Below are 20,050 nucleotides of genomic sequence, written 5' to 3'. Positions count from 1 at the left end.
CCCGAAGGGCCGGGACGACGAAGCGCCCGCGCCGCAAGATCCGCCCCGCGGTGCCGGCCAGCAAGGAAGCACGTTCATGCCCCAGAAACTCGTCGTCATCGGCAACGGCATGGCGCCCGGCCGGGCGCTGGAGCATCTCTTCGAGAAGGCGCCCGGCGCCTACGAGGTGACGATCTTCAACGCCGAGCCGCGCGTGAACTACAACCGGCTGATGCTCTCTCCCGTCCTTTCCGGCGAGAAGACCTTTGACGAGATCATCACCCATGACGACGCCTGGTACGCGTCCCACGGCGTGACGCTCCACAAGGGCAAGCGCGTCGAGTCGATCGACCGCGCGGCCAAGACCGTGACGGCGGCGGACGGCACGCTCGCCCCTTACGACAAGCTCATCGTCGCCACCGGCTCCACGCCCTTCATCGTGCCCGTGCCCGGCCACGACCTGCCCGGCGTCCTCGCCTATCGCGATCTCGACGACGTGGAGAAGATGTGGGAGGCGGCCGCCCGGGGCGGGCGCGCGGTCGTCATCGGCGGCGGGCTCCTCGGCCTGGAGGCGGCGGCCGGCCTGAAGGCCAAGGGCATGGACGTCACCGTCCTCCACATCATGCCGACGCTGATGGAGCGCCAGCTCGATCCGGCCGCCGGCTTCCTGCTCGAGCGCTCCATCGCCGCGCGCGGCATCGAGGTGATCTGCAAGGCCGACACGAAGGCGATCCTGGGCGAAGGCAAGGTGGAGGCCGTCGAGCTGAAGGACGGCACGGTCATACCCTGCACGATCGTCGTCATGGCGGTCGGCATCCGGCCCTCGACGGCGCTCGCCAAGGCGGCGGGGCTCGAGGTCAACCGGGGCATCCTCGTCGGCGACGACATCCGCTCCTCCGATCCAGACATCTTCGCGCTCGGCGAATGCGCCGAGCATCGCGGCATGGTCTACGGTCTCGTGGCGCCGCTCTACGAGATGGCCGAGACGGTCGCCTGCCACCTCGCCGAGGACGCCTCGGCCGCCTATAAGGGCTCGGTCACCGCGACCAAGCTCAAGGTCACCGGCATCGACCTCTATTCGGCCGGCGACTTCGCCGAAGGGGAGGGGCGCGAGGAGATCGTCCTGCGCGACGCCTCGAACGGCGTCTACAAGCGTCTCGTCCTGAAGGACAACCGCATCCTCGGCGCCGTGCTCTACGGCGAGACCGCGGACGGGCCCTGGTTCTTCGACCTTCTGAAGAAGCAGGCCGACATCTCGGCCATGCGCGACACGCTGATCTTCGGCCAGTCCTACCAGGGGGGCGCCCCCCTGGACCCTATGGCGGCCGTTGCAGCCTTGCCGGATGATGCGGAAATCTGCGGCTGCAACGGCGTGTGCAAGGGCAAGATCACCGGCGCCATCGCCGCCAAGGGGCTGACGACCCTCGACGACGTGCGCGCCCACACCAAGGCCTCCTCCTCCTGCGGCACCTGCACCGGGCTCGTGGAGCAGCTGATGGCGGTGACGCTCGGCTCGGCCTACAATCCCGCCGCCGTGAAACCGATGTGCGGCTGCACCGATCTCGGCCATGGCGACGTGCGCCGGCTGATCGTCGCCAAGGGGCTGAAGTCGATCCCCGCCGTCATGCAGGAACTGGAGTGGAAGACCTCCTGCGGCTGCGCCAAGTGCCGGCCGGCGCTGAACTACTATCTTCTCGCCGACTGGCCCGGCGACTATGTCGACGACAAGCAGTCGCGCTTCATCAACGAGCGCGTGCATGCCAACATCCAGAAGGACGGCACCTATTCCGTCGTGCCGCGCATGTGGGGCGGCATGACCTCCTCGGCGGAACTGCGCGCCATCGCCGACGTCGTCGACAAGTTCGCGATCCCCGCGGTGAAATGCACCGGCGGCCAGCGCATCGACCTTCTCGGCGTGAAGAAGGAGGACCTGCCCGCCGTCTGGGGAGACCTCAACGCCGCCGGCATGGTCTCGGGAGCGGCCTATGCCAAGGGCCTGCGCACGGTGAAGACCTGCGTCGGCACCGACTGGTGCCGCTTCGGCACGCAGGATTCCACCGGCCTCGGCATCCGCATCGAGAAGTTCATGTGGGGCTCCTGGACGCCCGCCAAGGTGAAGATGGCCGTGTCCGGCTGCCCGCGCAACTGCGCCGAGGCGACCTGCAAGGATGTCGGCGTGATCTGCGTGGACAGTGGTTACGAGATCCATTTCGCGGGCGCCGCCGGCCTCGACATCAAGGGCACCGAGATCCTCTGCCATGCCAGGACGGAGGACGAGGCGCTGGAGATCATCGTGGCGCTGACGCAGCTCTATCGCGAGCAGGGCCACTATCTCGAGCGCATGTACAAGTGGCTGAAGCGCGTCGGCATGGAGTCGATCAAGGCCGCCATCGTCGAGGACACGGCCAAGCGCGCCCATTACTTCGAGCGCTTCGTCCATTCTCAGGCCTTCAGCCAGAAGGACCCGTGGGCCGAGCGGGCCAGCGGCTCGGTCGCCGCCCACGAATTCCGGCCCATGGCCGACCTGACCCTGCGCGAGGCCGCCGAATGACCCCCGAGACCTGGATCGCCATCGGCCGCATCACCGACATCCCGCGCCGCGGCGCGCGCTGCGTCGTCACACCGCTCGGGCGCCTCGCCGTGTTCCGCACGGCGGACGACCAGGTCTTCGCGACCGAGGACCGCTGCCCGCACAAGGGCGGGCCGCTGAGCCAGGGCATCGTCCACGACGGCTCGGTGACCTGCCCGCTGCACAACCAGGTGATCGACCTCTCGTCCGGCCAGGTGCGCGGGCCCGACACGGGCCGCGTCGCCACCTATCCGGTGCGCGTCGACCCCGCGAGCGAGACGATCGAGCTCTGTCTCGACGCGGCGCCCGCCCTCGCGGAAGCGGCGGAGTAGGGGCGTGGACGCCTCCGCGCCCGATCGCACGATCCGCACGACCTGCCCCTATTGCGGCGTCGGCTGCGGCGTTCTCGCCACCCCGCAGGCGGACGGGCGCGTGGCGATCGCCGGCGATCCCGCCCATCCCGCCAATTTCGGCCGCCTCTGCTCCAAGGGCTCGGCGCTCGGCGAGACGCTCGGTCTGGAAGAGCGCCTGCTCCACCCGCGCGTCGGCGGACGGCGCGCCACCTGGGACGAGGCGCTCGGGCGCGTCGCCGGGGCCTTTTCGGCGGCGATCGCCGAACACGGGCCGGAATCGGTCGCCTTCTACGTCTCGGGCCAGCTTCTGACCGAGGACTATTACGTCGCCAACAAGCTGATGAAGGGCTTCATCGGCGCGGCGAACATCGACACCAATTCGCGCCTCTGCATGTCCTCCTCCGTCGCCGGCCATGTGCGCGCCTTCGGCTCGGACACGGTGCCCGGCACCTACGAGGACCTGGAATGCGCCGACCTCGTCGTCCTCGTCGGCTCCAATCTCGCCTGGTGCCATCCCGTCCTCTACCAGCGGCTCGCCGCCGCGAGGGCCGCGCGGCCGCGGATGCGCATCGTCCTGGTCGACCCGCGCCGCACCGCGACGGCCGATCTGGCCGACCTGCATCTTGCGATCGCGCCGGACGGCGACGCCGCGCTCTTCGCCGGCCTCCTGCACCATCTCCACCGCGCCGGGGCGGTGGACGAGGCCTTCGTCGCGCGCCATACGAACGGGTATGCCGAAGCGCTGGCGGCCGCCGGCACGCTCGATCCCGATGCGCTTCAAGCCGCGACGGGTCTTGGGGCGGCCGAGATCGAGGCCTTCTACGCACTCTTCGCGGCCACCGAAACGGTCGTCACCGTCTACAGCCAGGGCGTCAACCAGTCGGTCGGGGGCACTGACAAGGTCAACGCGATCCTCAACTGCCACCTCGCGACGGGCCGGATCGGCCGGCCGGGCATGGGGCCCTTCTCCGTCACCGGCCAGCCGAACGCGATGGGCGGACGCGAGGTCGGGGGCCTCGCCAACATGCTGGCCGCCCATCTCGACATCGCCGATCCCGCCGACCGGTCGCTGGTCCAGACCTTCTGGAACGCGCCGACCATGGCGCGGGCGCCGGGCCTCAAGGCCGTCGATCTCTTCTCAGCCGTCGCGTCCGGCCGCATCAGGGCGCTCTGGATCATGGGCACCAACCCGGTCGTCTCCATGCCCGACGCGGACGCGGTGCGCGCGGCGCTCGCCGCCTGCCCCTTCGTCGCCGTCTCCGACGTCTCGGCGAGCGCGGACACGGTGGCGCTCGCCCATGTCGCGCTGCCGGCCGCCGCCTGGGGCGAGAAGGACGGCACGGTCACCAATTCCGAGCGCCGCATCTCGCGTCAGCGCCCCTTCCTGCCGGCGCCCGGCGAAGCGCGGCCCGACTGGCGCATCGTCTGCGACGTGGCCGCGCGGATGGGGTTCGGGCCCGCCTTCGCCTTCGCGAGCGCGGCGGAGGTCTTCGACGAGCATGCAAGGCTGACGGCGCAGGGAAACGGCGGGTCGCGCGACCTCGACCTCGGCGGTCTCGCCGGGCTGGAGCCGGCCGCCTACGACCGCCTCGACCCGGTGCAATGGCCGGTGCCGCGCGAGGCGGCAGGCGCGCCGCCGGTCGAGCGGCGCTTCTTCGGCCAGGGCGGCTTCTTCCATGCGGACGGCCGCGCGCGCTTCGTGAGCCTCGACGGGCGCGCGGCCGCGAAGGCGGCCGAGCCGGGCGAGGGGCTGTTCACGCTGAACACGGGGCGCGTGCGCGACCATTGGCATACGATGACGCGCACCGGCCTCTCTGCGCGCCTTTCGGCCCATATCGCCGAGCCCTATTGCGAGATCCATCCCGACGACGCGCGCGATCTGGAACTCGAGCCCGCCGGCCTCGTGCGCCTCACCTCGCCGCACGGCACCGCGGTGCTGCGATGCCTCGTCTCGGACCGGCAGCGGCGCGGCAGCGTCTTCGCGCCCATGCACTGGTCCGCCGCCAACAGTTCGCACGGCCGGGTCGACGCGCTCGTCGCCCCGCGCGTCGATCCCGTCTCGGGCCAGCCGGGGCTGAAGGCCTCGCCCGTCCGGCTCGCGCCCTTCGGCGCGCTCTGGCACGGCTTCGCCGTCTGCCGCGAGCGGCCGGGCGTGGAGGGTCTCGACTATTTCGCCCTGGCGCGCGCCGAAGGCGGCTGGCGGCTGGAGGCGGCCGGGCGCGCGGCGCTGGAGGATCCGGACGCTCTGGCCGCGGACATTCTCGGCGTTCGGCGCGTCGCGCTCTCCGCCTATCGCGACGGGGCGACGGGCACCCATCGCTTCGCCGCCCATGACGACGAGGGGCGGCTCGTCGGCGCGCTCTTCCTGTCGCGCGGGCCCGTCGCCGTCTCGCGCCGCTTCGCCGCAGAGGCCCTCCTTCGCGACCGCGCCCCGGATCCGGCGCCCCTGTCGCTTCTGGCCGGCCGCGACGGGGCGCAGCGCCCGGACCCCGGCGCCATCGTCTGCTCGTGCTTCTCGGTCGGCGTCAACGAGATCGCGGCCTGCGCCTCGGCAGGGGCGTCCAGCGTCCAGGCGGTCGGCGCGGCCCTGAAGGCGGGCACCAATTGCGGGTCGTGCCGCTCGGAGATCGCTGCCATCCTGGCGCGTGCCGCCGTGCCGGAACCCGCCTGAAACCGGCCGTGAGAGCCGGGAAACCCGCAGGATGGCGGCTGCGGGAGTCCTTCCGTTAAGCGCTTGGCCGGGAACGGAAAAACACGAGCCTCGGTCTTGCTGTCGCCGTCCGGGCGCCTAACTCGTGTCGAAACCATGTCACCGGGAGGCCATGACATGCCAGCCATCGACAATGCCGAAGCGATCCGCGCGCGCGCCTACGAGATCTGGGAGCGCGAAGGGTGCCCGAGCGGGCGCGAGCACGAGCACTGGGCGGAGGCCAATGCCGAGTTCGAGGCGCTCGCCCGCGCCGAGCTTGCGGGCACGCCCGCCGCGCCGCCGACGGTTGCCCATCGCGACATCGAGACGCTCGAGCGCTGCGAGGCGGAGCGCCTGCGCGAGGCGCTGTGGACGCCCGAGCCTTTCGCGGTCGAACTCTTCGGCCGGGAATCGCCGCTCTTGGCCGGCGCGACGGAACGCGAATACCGCCTGGCGAGCTGAGGCGCGGCGGTCCGGAGCGCTAGGTCTTCCCCACGAGTGTCGCCCTGTCGCCTCGAAGAGCCGGATCGCAGCCGTCGGTCCGGCTCTTTTCGTCCGATCCTGCGGCGGTGTTCCCCATGCCCCGGCCTTCGGCTTGCAGCGGGGCTCCGTCGCGTCGCCGGTAGGCCTGCACCGCCTTGCATGTTACGCAAAGGATGCGAGCGTTCGGCACGGCGTTCGCGCCGCCCGTTCCGCCCTCCGTCCCTTCCCGACGCAACCATCCGAGACGCCATGGCCGACCGACTTCTCGTGACCCGCCGCCTGCCCGAAGCGGTGGAGCGGCGCGCCGCCGCGCAATACGATGCCCTTCTGAACGAGGGCGACGTCAAGCTGACGTCGGCCGAACTCGTCGAGCGTTCGCGCGGGGCCGCCGCGATCCTCTGCGCGCCCGGCGACCGGCTCGACGCGGCGACGGTCGCGGCGCTCGACGCGAGCGTCAAGGTGGTCGGCACGTTCTCCGTCGGCTTCGACCATGTGGACGCCAAGGCGCTGGAGGCGCGGGGCATCGCCCTCGTCAACACGCCCGACGTCCTCTCCGTGGCCACGGCCGAGATCACGATGCTTCTTCTCCTCGCCGCCGCGCGCCGCGCGGGCGAGGGGGAGCGCCTCCTGCGCGCCGGCCTCTGGACGGGCTGGACGCCGACGCAGCTGATCGGGCGCCAGGTCAGCGGTCTTCGCCTCGGCATCTACGGCATGGGCAGCATCGGCCGCGAGGTCGCCGCCATGGCCAGGGGGTTCGGCATGGCGGTGCATTACCGCAACCGCCGGCGCCTTCCCGCGGAGATGGAAGCCGGCGCGATCTATCACGAGAGCGAGGACGAGTTTCTCGGCGTCTGCGACGTTCTCTCGCTGAACGCTCCGGCGACGCCCGAGACGACGAAATGGCTGAACGCGGCCCGCATCGAGATGCTTCCCGAAGGCGCGATCGTCGTCAACGCGGCGCGCGGGGCGCTCGTCGACGACGAGGCGCTGATCGCCGCGCTGCGATCGGGCCGCGTCTCGGCCGCCGGGCTCGACGTCTATGACGGCGAGCCGAAGGTCCATCCCGGCTATCTCGCGCTGGAGAACGCCGTGCTCCTGCCGCATCTGGGCAGCGCCACGCGCACGGCGCGCGACGCGATGGGCCATCTGGCGCTCGACGGCATCGCCGGCGTGCTGGCGGGCGAGCGGCCCGCGAACCGCGTCGTCTAGCGCGCGCCCTTGCGGCATTGCAGCGAGCGCGCATCGTGATAGGAGCTTGACGACAGGCCGCGCCGGAGATCGCCGATCGAGCACCGCAGGCCCGCCCTCGAGACATCGAAGGAGGCCCCATGGCCGATCCCGTGACTGACCCGCGCAAGACCCTCGTCCTCACCGGCGCCTCGCGCGGCATCGGCCACGCGACCGTCAAGCGCTTCTCGCGCGAGGGCTGGCGCGTCATCACCTGCTCGCGGCAGGACTTCTCGGACAATTGCCCCTGGCCGGCCGGGCCGGAGGACCACATCCGCGTCGACCTCTCCGACCAGGAGGATGTCGGCTACGCCGTCTCCGAGATCCGCCGGCGCCTGGAGGCGAACGGCTCGCAGCTGCATGCGCTCGTCAACAATGCCGCCATCTCGCCCAAGGCCGAGGGTGGGGCGCGGCTGGATTCGATCCGCACGCCCATGCATGTCTGGCGCGACGTCTTCCAGGTGAATTTCTTCGCTCCCATCATCCTGGCGCGCGGGCTCTACAAGGAACTCGCCAAGGCGCAAGGGTCGATCGTCAACGTGACCTCCATCGTCGGCAGCCGCGTGCACCCCTTCGCCGGCACCGCCTATGCCACGTCGAAGGCGGCGCTGAACTCGCTGACGCGCGAGATGGCGGCCGATTTCGGCCCCGCCGGCATCCGCGTTAACGCCATCGCGCCCGGCGAGATCGAGACCGCCATCCTTTCGCCGGGCACCGAGAAGATGATCGACGACATCCCGCTGCGACGCCTCGGCCAGACCTCGGAAGTCGCGGACGTCATCTATTTCCTGTGCTCGCCGCAGGCGAGCTACGTGAACGGCGCCGAACTCCACATCAATGGCGGCCAGCACGTCTGACGGAGAGGCATGCGCTCGATGAGCGCGCCTCCTTCCATGCCGGCGGCATGAAGCGGCTGGCGCCCGCGGCGCGGGGGCGCTAGAGGCCTTTCGCACTGCCGCATTCGTGAACGCCCCGTTAATTCGCCGCAATTACGCTCCACCTCCAAGGGGGTGGCCGGCGTGCCGGTCGTCGTTTTCGCAATGCGGCAAATCGCCGAAAGGCGCGGACGGCATCGCGCGAGGGGCCGCCGGACTGCGATCGGCAGGCGGGACGGCGCGGACGAGACGGGGACGGCTGGGCTTCATGGCGGCACGCAGACAGGGCGATCGGATCGAACCGACCTTCGGCGGTCCGGCGGCGGACGACGACGCGGCCTTCCGCATCAGCGCCGACGACCGCGCCGTGCCCACCGCCATGGCGGCCGCGCGGCCGCGCCCGAACCGGCGCGAGGAGCGCCGCTCGCGGGCCGAAGAGGCGCGGGCCGCCAAGGCGCAGCGCCGCTCGGGCGGCGGCAGCGGCGGCTCGGGCAAGCGGCCGCGCCGGCGCCGCGGGCTTCTCGGCTTCTTCCTGAATCTCGCCTTCATGGCCGTGTTCTGGGGCACGATCGCCGCCGCGCTCGGCATCGGCTACGTCGCCATGACGCTGCCGCAGGAGGCCTGGGCGATCCCCGAGCGCCCGCCCAACGTCAAGATCGTCTCGGTCGCGGGCGAGCTCATGGCCAATCGCGGCCTCACCGGCGGCAAGGCCGTCTCGCTCGACGAGATGAGCCCCTACGTTCCCAAGGCCGTCATCGCCATCGAGGACCGGCGCTTCTACGACCATTGGGGCGTCGATCCGATCGGCATCCTACGCGCCTTCTCGGAGAACATGGCGGCGGGCGAGACGGTGCAGGGCGGGTCCACGCTCACCCAGCAGCTCGCCAAGAACATCTTCCTCAGCCCCGAGCAGTCCTTCAAGCGCAAGGCGCAGGAGGCGGTCCTGGCGCTCTGGCTGGAGCAGAAGTTCACCAAGGACCAGATCCTGGAGATGTATCTCAACCGGGTCTATTTCGGATCCGGCGCGACGGGCATCGAGGCGGCGGCGCGGCGCTATTTCGACAAGTCGGCCTCGGACCTGACGCTCGGCGAATCGGCGCTCCTGGCCGGCCTCCTCAAGGCGCCCTCGCGCCTCTCGCCGGCCCGCGACCCCGAGGCCGCGCAGGCGCGCGCCGAGATCGTGCTCGCCTCCATGCGCGACGAGGGCTTCGTCAGCCCCGAGGAATACGCCGCCGCCAAGGACCAGAAGCCGAGCGAGGCGCGCAGCTACTGGACGGGCGCCCAGCACTACGCCGCCGACATCGTGATGCGCGACCTCAAGTCGCTCGTCGGCGACGTGAAGGGCGACGTGATCGTCGAGACGACGATCGATCTCGGGCTGGAGAAGGCCGCCGACACGGCGGTGCGCAGGACGATCAACGGCGCCAAGCAGAATGTCAGCCAGGGCGCGCTCGTGGCCATCGACGGCACGGGCGCCATCCGCGCCCTCGTCGGCGGGCTGGACTACGGGCGCAGCCAGTTCAACCGCGCGGTCGACGCCAAGCGCCAGCCGGGCTCGACCTTCAAGCCCTTCGTCTACGAGACCGCGCTCGAACAGGGCTGGCGGCCCGAGACGGTCGTCAACGACGCGCCGACGCGCATCGGCAACTGGACGCCTCAGAACTACGACAACCGCTTCCGCGGACCCGTCACGCTCGCCGACGCGCTGCGCCAGTCGCTGAACACGGTCGCCGCGCAGCTCGTGGAAGCGGTGGGGCCGGCCTCCGTCATCGAGACGGCCTCGCGCATGGGCATCCAGTCGACGCTCACCGACAACGCCTCCATCGCGCTCGGCACGTCCGAGGTCTCGCTGCTCGAGCTCACCTCCGCCTTCGTGCCCTTCGCCAATGGCGGCTACCAGGCCAAGCCCCATCTGGTGAACCGCGTGACGACCGAGGACGGCAAGGTCCTGTGGGAGCGCGGGGCGGAAGTCCCGCCGGTCATCGTCGCGCCGGAGATCGTCTCCATGATGAACGCCATGCTGGAGCGCGTCGTCTCCTCCGGCACGGGCCGCAAGGCGGCCATCGAGGGCTGGCAGGCGGCCGGCAAGACGGGCACCACGCAGGATTTCAAGGACGCCTGGTTCGTCGGCTACACGGCCAATCTCACCACCGGCGTCTGGCTCGGCAACGACAACGGCGCCAAGATGAAGAAGGTGACCGGTGGCTCGCTGCCCGCCGAGGCCTGGCACGACTTCATGACCGCCGCGCACGAGGGCCTGCCTTCGACGCCGCTGCCCGGCGACTACCGGATCGGCGATCCGTCCGCGCCGCTGACGGCCGACAGTTCGGTCTCCGGCGGCTACGACACCGAACTGCCGCTCGGGGAGGGGCCCGCCGAGAGCTACGATCCGGGCGGCGTCCCGCTGCCGCCCGAAGGCGTGCCCGACCGCGGCGTCGTCATCTCCGACGGCCCGCCGCCGGCCGGCGTGACGCTGGAGGGCCCGGTCTCGGTCGGGCGCGAGAGCGACCGCTCGATCTTCCGCCGCCTGTTCGGCGGCTGAAGGGGGTCCCGCCCGCGCCGAGAGCCGGCGCCGCGCCGACGCGCGTGCCGCGCGCGGAGTTCCTCGCGCCCCGCGCGCGAAGGGCCCCCGCGCCCCGCCGACCCCACGCGCGACGGGAGCACTTCACCAAAGCGCGAGCAACCGCCTTGCAGGGCGAAATCGCCCTTCATATATAGCCGCCAGCCCCGTGGAGCAGAGACGCCGTCGCGCCGCTCCCCACGGTCTTCCAACAGTTTCAGGGGCCGCCCTCCGGAACGCCTCGTCGAGGGTCCCGGGCGGCTCGCTCAAAGAGGAGAATTTTCATGGCGAAGGTGATCGGCATCGATCTCGGCACCACCAATTCCTGCGTCGCGGTCATGGACGGCAAGACGGCGAAGGTCATCGAGAACGCCGAGGGCGCGCGCACGACGCCGTCCATGGTCGCGTTCTCCGACGACGGCGAGCGCCTCGTCGGCCAGCCGGCCAAGCGTCAGGCCGTCACCAATCCCGAGAACACGCTCTTCGCGGTGAAGCGCCTCATCGGCCGCCGCTACGAGGATCCGGCGGTGACGAAGGACAAGAGCCTCGTCCCCTACAAGATCGTCAACGCCTCCAATGGCGACGCCTGGGTCGAGGCGCATGGCGAGAAGTACTCGCCGAGCCAGGTCTCGGCGATGATCCTGCAGAAGATGAAGGAGACGGCGGAAGCCTATCTCGGCGAGAAGGTCGAGAAGGCCGTCATCACCGTGCCCGCCTACTTCAACGACGCCCAGCGTCAGGCCACCAAGGACGCCGGCAAGATCGCCGGCCTCGACGTCCTGCGCATCATCAACGAGCCGACGGCGGCCGCGCTCGCCTACGGCCTCGAGAAGAACGACGGCAAGACCATCGCGGTCTACGATCTGGGCGGCGGCACGTTCGACGTCTCGATCCTGGAGATCGGCGACGGCGTCTTCGAGGTGAAGTCGACCAACGGCGACACGTTCCTCGGCGGCGAGGACTTCGACATGCGCCTCGTCGAGTACCTGGCGGCGGAGTTCAAGAAGGACCAGGGCATCGACCTGAAGAACGACAAGCTCGCTCTCCAGCGCCTGAAGGAAGCGGCCGAGAAGGCCAAGATCGAGCTGTCGGCGGCGTCGCAGACCGAGATCAACCTGCCCTTCATCACCGCCGACGCCACCGGGCCGAAGCACCTGACGATGAAGCTGACGCGCTCCAAGTTCGAGAGCCTCGTCGACGACTTCGTCCAGCGCACCGTCGGCCCCTGCAAGTCGGCGCTGAAGGATGCGGGCCTGACGGCGGCCGATATCGACGAGGTCGTTCTGGTCGGCGGCATGACGCGCATGCCCAAGATCCAGGAAGTCGTGAAGAACTTCTTCGGCAAGGAGCCCCACAAGGGCGTCAACCCCGATGAGGTCGTGGCGATGGGCGCGGCCATCCAGGCCGGCGTCCTCCAGGGCGACGTGAAGGACGTCCTCCTTCTCGACGTGACCCCGCTCTCGCTCGGCATCGAGACGCTGGGCGGCGTGTTCACGCGCCTCATCGACCGCAACACGACGATCCCGACCAAGAAGAGCCAGGTCTTCTCGACGGCCGACGACAACCAGTCCGCGGTGACCATCCAGGTCTACCAGGGCGAGCGCGAGATGGCCGCCGACAACAAGAGCCTCGGCCGCTTCAATCTCGAGGGCATTCCGCCCGCACCGCGCGGCGTGCCGCAGATCGAGGTGACGTTCGACATCGACGCCAACGGCATCGTGAACGTGTCCGCCAAGGACAAGGGCACGAACAAGGAGCAGCGCATCACCATCCAGGCGTCGGGCGGCCTGTCGGACGCCGACATCGAGAAGATGGTGAAGGACGCCGAGGCCAATGCCGACGCCGACAAGCGCCGCCGCTCGGGCGTCGAGGCCAAGAACCAGGCCGAGAGCCTCGTCCACTCGGCCGAGAAGTCGCTGGCCGACTACGGCGACAAGGTCTCCGAGACCGACCGCGGCGCGATCCGCTCGGCGATCGACGACCTGAAGGCCGAGCTCGAGAAGCCCGAGGCCGACGCCGAGGTGATCAAGGCCAAGAGCGACACGCTCGCCCAGGCCTCGATGAAGCTCGGTCAGGCCATGTACGAGGCCGCGCAGGCCAACGAGGACGCGGGCGCTTCGGCCTCCTCCGGCCCGGACAAGGACGACGTGGTCGATGCCGACTTCGAGGAAGTCGACGACAACGAGACGCGCAAGAAGTCGGCCTGACGAGCTTTCGGCCCGACGAGACGATCGGGGCCCCGGCGGAGAGATCCGCCGGGGCCTTTTTCGTCGAGGGCGATGCGGCCGCCTTCCGCGGGCGGGCGTTTGTCGCCGAGGCGCGGCGGACCGTCCGACGGGTAATTTGAACCGTCCGACGGGCAATTTGAATCGAAACTGCCTCGTTAGGCCTATTCTCGACAAGGGGCCGGACAGGCCGCGTTTCGGGCGCCGCGAGACCGTTTGCGAGCCGCTTCTTAACCCATCGGGCCGTCCCGGCTGCTAGGGTGGCGCATCCGTCTCCAGCCTGCGGGGCTCCAGCGCGCCATGCATTTCAGGGTCTTCGACTGTTGGCGCCTGACGGCGGCGATCCTGGTGATGACCTATCACTTCGCCTATGCCGCGCCCTACGGTGCCGTGGCGGTCACCGGCGCCCTGCACCGGCTCCTGCCGCTGCTCGATATGTTCTTCATGATCTCGGGCTTCTTCATCACGGCGCGCTACGCGACGCGCATCCGCACGCTCGGCGACTACGGCGAGTTCATGAAGCGCCGCGTCGCGCGGCTCTATCCGCTGCATCTGGTGACGACGCTGTTCTTCGCCGCCGTGGCGCTCGGCGGGCTCGCCATGGGCGCGAACCACTACCCCTACGCCTCGGAACTCTCGGCGCTGCCCTATCACCTCCTCGCGCTTCACGCGCTCGGCACGGTCGATCATCTCGCGCTGAACTTCGTCTCCTGGTCGGTAAGCGCGGAGATCTTCTCCTATGCGATGTTCCCGGCCATCGTCCTCCTTCTCGCCCGCTTCGGCTTCAAGGGGCTGGCCGCCGGCATCGCGGCGTGGATCGGCGGGCTGGAGATCGCCTCGCGGCTCGGCGCCTTTCCGAGCGGCCACTGGACCGATGCCGACACGCTCGGCGCCTTCCGGGCCTTCGCCGACTTCTCGATCGGCGCGGCGATCGCCTACGGGGTGAAGGTCCGCGTCCTGCCGGTCCGCTCGCACGGGCCGGGCCTCGTCGTGCTCGGCATGGCGCTCGCCGTGATGCTGGGAACCGGACCGCGCATCCTCGCCATCGCGCTTCTCGCCCTGTCGCTCCTCCTGACCGCCCTCGCCGAGACCGCCAACCCGGAGGCGAGCCGGCGTCTGCAGCCGCTGATGGGGCTGACGCGCGTCTCCTTCGGCATCTATCTCTGGCATCCCGTCATGGAGTTCCTCTTCATGACCGTCTTGTGGAGCCGCTGGCTGGAGGCGACGGGCGCGATCGACTTCTACGTCTACTGGCTCCTGCCCATGGTCGCGACCATCGCCGTCGCCCTCGTCTCGGACCGCACGGTGGAGCGCTGGGGCAACGATCTCGTGTGCCGGCGAAAGCCGAGGGAGAAGGCGGCCGCCGCCGCCTGAACCGGCAGGGCCCCGGCAGGGGTCGCCCTGTCGCCCTTCGCCGCCAGCGCGCGCTTCGCGCGGGGTTTCATGCGCGCGAGCGGCGTTCCCTTCGCGCCGGGCCTATGGTATCGCGCCACCATCGTGCCCACATCTGGGCTGGCGGATCGGCCGCCGGCGAACGTCTCGCGCGGCGCCGGTCGCGACGTTGCGTTCCCGGCCTGCCCGCAGCCGGGCCGCCGTCTGGCACGAAGAGCGATGGAAGACTGGATGAAGGCCGACTACTACGAACTCCTCGGCGTCTCGCGCACGGTCGACGACAAGGGCCTGAAGAGCGCCTTTCGCAAGCTCGCGATGCAGTTCCATCCCGACAAGAATCCGGGGGACGCGGCGGCCGAGGGCAAGTTCAAGGAACTCGGCGAGGCCTACGAGGTCCTGAAGGACCCGCAGAAGCGGGCGGCCTACGACCGGTTCGGCCATCAGGCCTTCCAGAACGGCAATGGCGGCGCCGGCTTCAAGGGCGACTTCGCCTCCTCCATGGCCGACATCTTCGACGACATCTTCGGCGAGATGATGGGCGGGCGCCAGCGCGGCCGCACCCCCGGCGGCGGGCGCGAGCGCGGCTCGGACCTGCGCTACAACATGGAGATCAGCCTCGAGGAGGCCTTCGCCGGCAAGGCCGTCGAGATCGGCGTGCCGACGACGATCCAGTGCGACGAATGCTCGGGCTCGGGCGCGCGCGCCGGCACGGCGCCCAAGACCTGCCCGACCTGCGGCGGCGTCGGCCGCGTGCGGGCCGCCCAGGGCTTCTTCTCCATCGAGCGCACCTGCCCGACCTGCCAGGGCCGCGGCGAGACGATCGGCGATCCCTGCCGCAAGTGCCACGGCGAGGGCCGCCTGCCGGAGGAGCGCAAGCTCGCGGTGAACATTCCTGCCGGCATCGAGGACGGCACGCGCATCCGCCTGGCGGGCGAGGGCGAGGCCGGCCTTCGCGGCGGGCCGGCGGGCGACCTCTACATCTTCCTGACCGTCAAGCCGCACGAATTCTTCCAGCGCGACGGCGCCGACCTCTTCTGCAAGGTGCCGATCTCCATGACGAGCGCCGCGCTCGGCGGCGAGTTCGACGTGACGACGCTCGACGGCAAGACGACGCTGGTGAAGGTCCCCGAAGGCACGCAGACCGGCAAGCAGTTCCGCGTGCGCGCCAAGGGTATGCCGGTCCTGCGCCAGCAGCAGGTGGGCGACCTCTTCATCCAGGTCACGATCGAGACGCCGCAGAAGCTCTCCAAGCGCCAGCGCGAGCTGCTCGAGGAGTTCGACCGCATCTCCTCCTCGGAGAACTCGCCCCAGTCCACCGGCTTCTTCGCCCGCATGAAGGAGTTCTTCGAAGGGTTGAGCGAGGCCTGAGCCGCGCCACCTTTCCTTGGCCCGGCTCCTGCGCGATATGGAGCGGAGCGTTACGCGCCCGTCATGCCGACGCGGCATGAAGGGGCCGGCAATGTGGTGGTGCTCCTTCGGGGGCGAACGAGAAGTCGAGGCGTGATGTCGATGAGCCCCCGTCCCAAGCGCGCCGACGACCGGTCCGCACGTTCCGCCGCCAAGCCGCGCGTGAAGGTGAGCGACGAGGCCCGCTTCTTCGCCGGCTGGCTGCAGCGCCCGCTCGTCATGGGCGCGGTCTCGCCCTCGTCCAAGGCGCTCGGCCGGGCCATGGCCGCCTTCGTGCCGGAGGGCGTCGGCGAGGATCGGGCGGTGCTGGAGCTCGGACCGGGCACCGGCGTCGTCACGCAGTGCCTCGTCGATCGTGGCGTGCCCGAGAAGAGCCTCGTCCTCATCGAATATTCGCGCGAGTTCTGCGTTCTCCTGCGGGCCCGCTTTCCCGCCGCGCAGGTCATCGAGGGCGACGCCTACGCGCCGGGGCCGGCGCTCGAGGCGGCCATCGCGGGCCGGCCGCTCGCGGCCACCATCTCCAGCCTGCCGCTCTTCACCAAGCCCGACGCCAAGCGCGAGGCCGTCATCGGCGGCGCGCTGGAGCGCATGGGGCCCGGCGCGCCCTTCATCCAGTTCTCCTACGCGCTGACCCTGCCGGTGAAGCCGGCCCGGCTCGGCGCCACGGTCGAGACGAGCCCCTGGATCAAGCGCAACCTTCCGCCCGCCCGCGTGCTCGTCTACCGTTCGGCCTGAAGGCCGGACCCCCGCCCATCGCCCCTGAACGACCCGGAGACCTGACCGGTGCCATCGACGCACGAGACCGAGGGCGGCGGCGACTTCGCCCGCTTCTTCGCCAACTGGATCCGCCATCCCGTGAAGATGGGCGCCGTCGCGCCCTCCAGCCGCGCCTACTGCGCCATGATGGTGCGCAACGCCACGACCCATCTCGACGGCCCGATCCTGGAACTCGGCCCGGGCCTCGGCGTCGTCACGCGCGCGCTCCTGGAGGCGGGCGTCGATCCCGCCCGCATCACGTCGGTGGAATACGACAAGGACTTCGCCGCCACGCTGCAGAAGCGCTTTCCGGCGGTGAACGTCGTACAGGGCGACGGGTTCGACCTCGACCGCACGCTGCCGCACCATGTCGGCACGCGCTATGCGGCGATCCTCTTCGCCATCCCCATCCTGAACTTCCCGCAGGCCGAGCGGCAGCGCTTCTTCACCGACTATGCCGCGCGGCTCGTGCCCGGCGGCAACATCACCCAGCTCTCCTATCTCTGGTCGGCGCCGGTGAAGCCCGTGCCGGGCGCCTTCGGCGTGCGCGCCTCACCCATCGTCTGGAACAACGTGCCCCCGGCGCGCGTGTGGATCTACGACAAGGCCGGGGCGGGGGCGTGACGACCAACATCCTCGTCATGGCCGGCTCGACGCGCGTCGGCTCGCACAATCGCCGGCTCGCCGCCGAGGGCGCGCGGCTCCTGGCCATGACGGATGCGAGCGTCTCCATGCTCGACCTCAAGGACTATCCGCTGCCCCTCTACGACGGGGACATCGAGGCGGAGACGGGCGTGCCCGAACACGCCCTGCGCCTCGCCCAGCGCCTCGCCGAGCAGGACGGGCTCCTGCTCGTCTGCCCGGAATACAATCATTCGATCGCGCCGGTCCTGAAGAACGCGCTCGACTGGGCGAGCCGCGTGCGGCGCGTGAACAACCGCCCGCTGCAGCCCTTCAAGGGCCTCGTCGTCGGCCTGGCGGCGGCCTCGCCCGGCCGGTTCGGCGGGGCGCGCGGCCTCGTCGCCATGCGGCCCGTCCTCCTGTCGCTCGGCGCCGAGGTCCTGACCGCGCAGGTCACGCTCGCGGACGCGGCGAGCGGCTTCGATGCCGAGGGCCGTCTCCTCGACGACGGAACGCGCATGGCGCTCGACGCGCTCGTCGCCCGCCTCGTCGATGCCGCCCGCAGCCTCGGGCGCCACGGCTGAGCCACCCCATGCCTTCGGCGAATTGACTTCGCGCCCCCCATGGCCGATTTCCACCCCAGCACCGTTGGGAGAAGACACATGTCGCAGAGCGTCGAGATCCATGGCCTGAAGGTCGCGAGCGTCCTCAAGCGTTTCGTGGACGACGAGGCCCTGCCCGGCACGGGGATCGAGCCGGACGCCTTCTGGAAGGGCTTTGCGCAGATCCTCGCCGACCTCGCGCCGAAGAACCGCGCGCTCCTCGCCGAGCGCGAGAGCCTGCAGGCCGCCATCGACGAGTGGCACCGCGAGCGCCGCGCCAAGCCGCTGGACATGGCCGAATACCAGGCCTTCCTGAAGGAGATCGGCTATCTCGTGCCGGCCGGTCCCGACTTCTCCATCGAGACCGCCAATGTCGATCCCGAGATCGCCATGGTGCCGGGGCCGCAGCTCGTCGTGCCCCTGATGAACGCGCGCTACACGCTGAACGCGGCCAACGCGCGCTGGGGCTCGCTCTACGACGCGCTCTACGGCACGGACGCGATGGGCGACGCGCCGGAGGGGACGGGCTACGACCGGGCGCGCGGCGCGCGCGTCGTCACCTTCGCCAAGGGCTTCCTCGACGGTATCGCGCCGCTCGACCGCATCTCGCATATCGACGTGGAGGCCTATGCGGTCGAGGGCGGGCATGTCGTTGCCAAGTTCGCCGGCGGCAAGACGGCGAAGCTGAAGAACCCGCTCGCCTTCGCCGGCTATCGCGGCACGCCCGAGGCGCCGACCGCCATCCTCTTCAAGCACAACGGCCTGCATGCCGAGGTGACGATCGACGCCGCGCACCGGATCGGCGCCAATGACCGCGCCCATGTCGCCGACGTGCTGGTGGAGGCCGCCGTCTCCACCATCTGCGACTGCGAGGATTCGATCGCGGCCGTCGACGCCGAGGACAAGACGGCCGTCTACCGCAACTGGCTCGGCCTGATGAAGGGCGATCTCTCGGAACAGTTCGAGAAGGGCGGGCGCAGCATGACGCGCACGCTGAACCCGGACCGCGACTACACGAGCCCCGAGGGCGTCGCCATCACGGTGCCCGGCCGCTCGCTCCTCCTCATCCGCAATGTCGGCCACCTCATGACCAACCCGGCGATCCACCTCGCCGACGGTTCGGAAGCGCCGGAAGGGCTGATGGACGCCGCGATCACCTCGATGATCGCCATCCACGACCTGCGCAAGACCGGCGGCCTGCGCAACTCGCGCGCCCGCTCGGTCTATATCGTCAAGCCCAAGATGCACGGGCCGAAGGAGGTCGCCTTCTCCGACGAGATCTTCGGCCGCGTCGAGGACCTTCTCGGGCTCGACCGCTACACGCTGAAGATGGGCATCATGGACGAGGAGCGCCGCACGACGGTGAACCTCAAGGAATGTATCCGCGCCGCGAAGCACCGGGTGTTCTTCATCAACACCGGCTTCCTCGACCGCACCGGCGACGAGATCCACACCTCGATGGAATCGGGGGCGATGGTGCGCAAGACGGTCATGAAGGACCGCACCTGGATCAAGGCCTACGAGGACTGGAACGTCGACACGGGCCTCGCCTGCGGCTTCCGCGGCAAGGCGCAGATCGGCAAGGGCATGTGGGCCATGCCCGCCAGGATGCACGACATGCTGGCCGCCAAGATCGCCCATCCGCAGGCCGGCGCCAACTGCGCCTGGGTGCCGAGCCCGACGGCCGCGACGCTCCACGCCATGCACTACCACAAGGTCGACGTGCTCGCCTGGCAGGACGCCATCGCCGCCAAGGGTCGGCGCGCCGTCCTGCCGGACATCCTGACGATCCCGCTCTCGCACCGCACGAACTGGCCCGAGGAGCAGATCCGCGCCGAGGTCGACAACAACGCGCAGGGCATTCTCGGCTATGTCGTGCGCTGGATCGACCAGGGCATCGGCTGCTCCACCGTGCCCGACATCGACGATGTCGGCCTGATGGAGGATCGCGCCACCTGCCGCATCTCCTCCCAGCACATCGCCAACTGGCTCCATCACGGCGTCGTCTCCAAGGACGAGGTGATGGATTCCATGAGGCGCATGGCCGCCAAGGTGGACGCGCAGAACGCCGGCGATCCCGCCTACGAGCCGATGGCGCCGGACTTCACCTCCATCGCCTTCCAGGCAGCCTGCGACCTCGTCTTCGAAGGCCGCGTGCAGCCGTCGGGCTATACCGAGCCCGTGCTGCACCGCCGGCGCCTGGAGAAGAAGGCCTCGCGCGCCGGGGCCTGACGGCTCGCGAAAAGACACGGCGAAGGGACGGGCGCGGCGATTTCACGCCCGTCCTCGCCGTTGCGACGCGGCGCGGGGCG

Annotated in this window: 14 protein-coding genes; all 14 read left to right on the top strand. The window is 70.2% G+C overall.

The features are described 5' to 3' along the window. Positions 1–76 precede the first annotated feature (76 nt). The 14 genes from nirB to ASG48_RS09685 all read left to right on the top strand — a co-directional run bounded on the left by nirB (position 77) and on the right by ASG48_RS09685 (position 19,970). Positions 77–2,530 (top strand): nitrite reductase large subunit NirB, encoded by a 2,454-nt coding sequence (gene nirB / locus ASG48_RS09750; RefSeq protein WP_055848753.1) that lies wholly within the window; start codon positions 77–79, stop codon positions 2,528–2,530. After that, positions 2,527–2,880: a nitrite reductase small subunit NirD gene (gene nirD / locus ASG48_RS09745; RefSeq protein WP_055848750.1), complete on the top strand. Its 354-nt coding sequence runs from the start codon at positions 2,527–2,529 to the stop codon at positions 2,878–2,880. The genes nirB and nirD overlap by 4 nt, the downstream gene beginning before the upstream one ends. A 4-nt stretch (positions 2,881–2,884) precedes the next feature. Continuing rightward, positions 2,885–5,572: a nitrate reductase gene (locus tag ASG48_RS09740; RefSeq protein ID WP_156381544.1), complete on the top strand. Its 2,688-nt coding sequence runs from the start codon at positions 2,885–2,887 to the stop codon at positions 5,570–5,572. 156 nt (positions 5,573–5,728) lie between these two features. After that, positions 5,729–6,052: a DUF2934 domain-containing protein gene (locus ASG48_RS09735; RefSeq protein ID WP_055848747.1), complete on the top strand. Its 324-nt coding sequence runs from the start codon at positions 5,729–5,731 to the stop codon at positions 6,050–6,052. 270 nt (positions 6,053–6,322) lie between these two features. Continuing rightward, the gene (locus ASG48_RS09730) at positions 6,323–7,282 is read left to right on the top strand and encodes a D-glycerate dehydrogenase (protein WP_055848742.1); all 960 of its coding nucleotides are present in this window, start codon (positions 6,323–6,325) and stop codon (positions 7,280–7,282) included. Positions 7,283–7,401: 119 nt separating this feature from the next. After that, on the top strand, positions 7,402–8,157 hold the full coding sequence (locus ASG48_RS09725) for an SDR family oxidoreductase (protein ID WP_055848739.1): 756 nt from the start codon (positions 7,402–7,404) through the stop codon (positions 8,155–8,157). 286 nt (positions 8,158–8,443) lie between these two features. Beyond that, positions 8,444–10,717 (top strand): transglycosylase domain-containing protein, encoded by a 2,274-nt coding sequence (locus tag ASG48_RS09720; protein ID WP_055848737.1) that lies wholly within the window; start codon positions 8,444–8,446, stop codon positions 10,715–10,717. A gap of 302 nt (positions 10,718–11,019) precedes the next feature. Beyond that, a complete protein-coding gene (gene dnaK, locus ASG48_RS09715) occupies positions 11,020–12,942 on the top strand; it encodes a molecular chaperone DnaK (RefSeq protein WP_055848734.1) in 1,923 nt (640 codons plus the stop codon). A gap of 318 nt (positions 12,943–13,260) precedes the next feature. Then, positions 13,261–14,334, top strand: coding sequence for an acyltransferase (locus ASG48_RS09710; protein WP_055848731.1), 1,074 nt, complete (start codon positions 13,261–13,263; stop codon positions 14,332–14,334). Positions 14,335–14,583: 249 nt separating this feature from the next. Then, the gene (gene dnaJ, locus ASG48_RS09705) at positions 14,584–15,720 is read left to right on the top strand and encodes a molecular chaperone DnaJ (RefSeq protein WP_055848728.1); all 1,137 of its coding nucleotides are present in this window, start codon (positions 14,584–14,586) and stop codon (positions 15,718–15,720) included. A gap of 135 nt (positions 15,721–15,855) precedes the next feature. Continuing rightward, complete coding sequence (locus tag ASG48_RS09700) at positions 15,856–16,494, top strand: rRNA adenine N-6-methyltransferase family protein (protein WP_156381543.1); 639 nt, start codon at positions 15,856–15,858, stop codon at positions 16,492–16,494. 48 nt (positions 16,495–16,542) lie between these two features. After that, complete coding sequence (locus ASG48_RS09695; RefSeq protein ID WP_055848725.1) at positions 16,543–17,139, top strand: methyltransferase domain-containing protein; 597 nt, start codon at positions 16,543–16,545, stop codon at positions 17,137–17,139. Further along, on the top strand, positions 17,136–17,720 hold the full coding sequence (locus ASG48_RS09690) for an NAD(P)H-dependent oxidoreductase (protein WP_055848721.1): 585 nt from the start codon (positions 17,136–17,138) through the stop codon (positions 17,718–17,720). The genes ASG48_RS09695 and ASG48_RS09690 overlap by 4 nt, the downstream gene beginning before the upstream one ends. Positions 17,721–17,798: 78 nt before the next feature. Then, positions 17,799–19,970 carry a malate synthase G gene (locus ASG48_RS09685; RefSeq protein ID WP_055848718.1) on the top strand — a complete coding sequence of 724 codons (2,172 nt, stop codon included), beginning with the start codon at positions 17,799–17,801 and terminating at the stop codon, positions 19,968–19,970. The last annotated feature ends 80 nt before the right edge of the window (positions 19,971–20,050 follow it).

The sequence above is a fragment of the Aurantimonas sp. Leaf443 genome, from assembly GCF_001425575.1.
Lineage (GTDB): Bacteria > Pseudomonadota > Alphaproteobacteria > Rhizobiales > Rhizobiaceae > Leaf443.
Note: the sequence above shows the minus strand (reverse complement) of the source record. Positions and strands in the feature narration are given on the sequence as shown.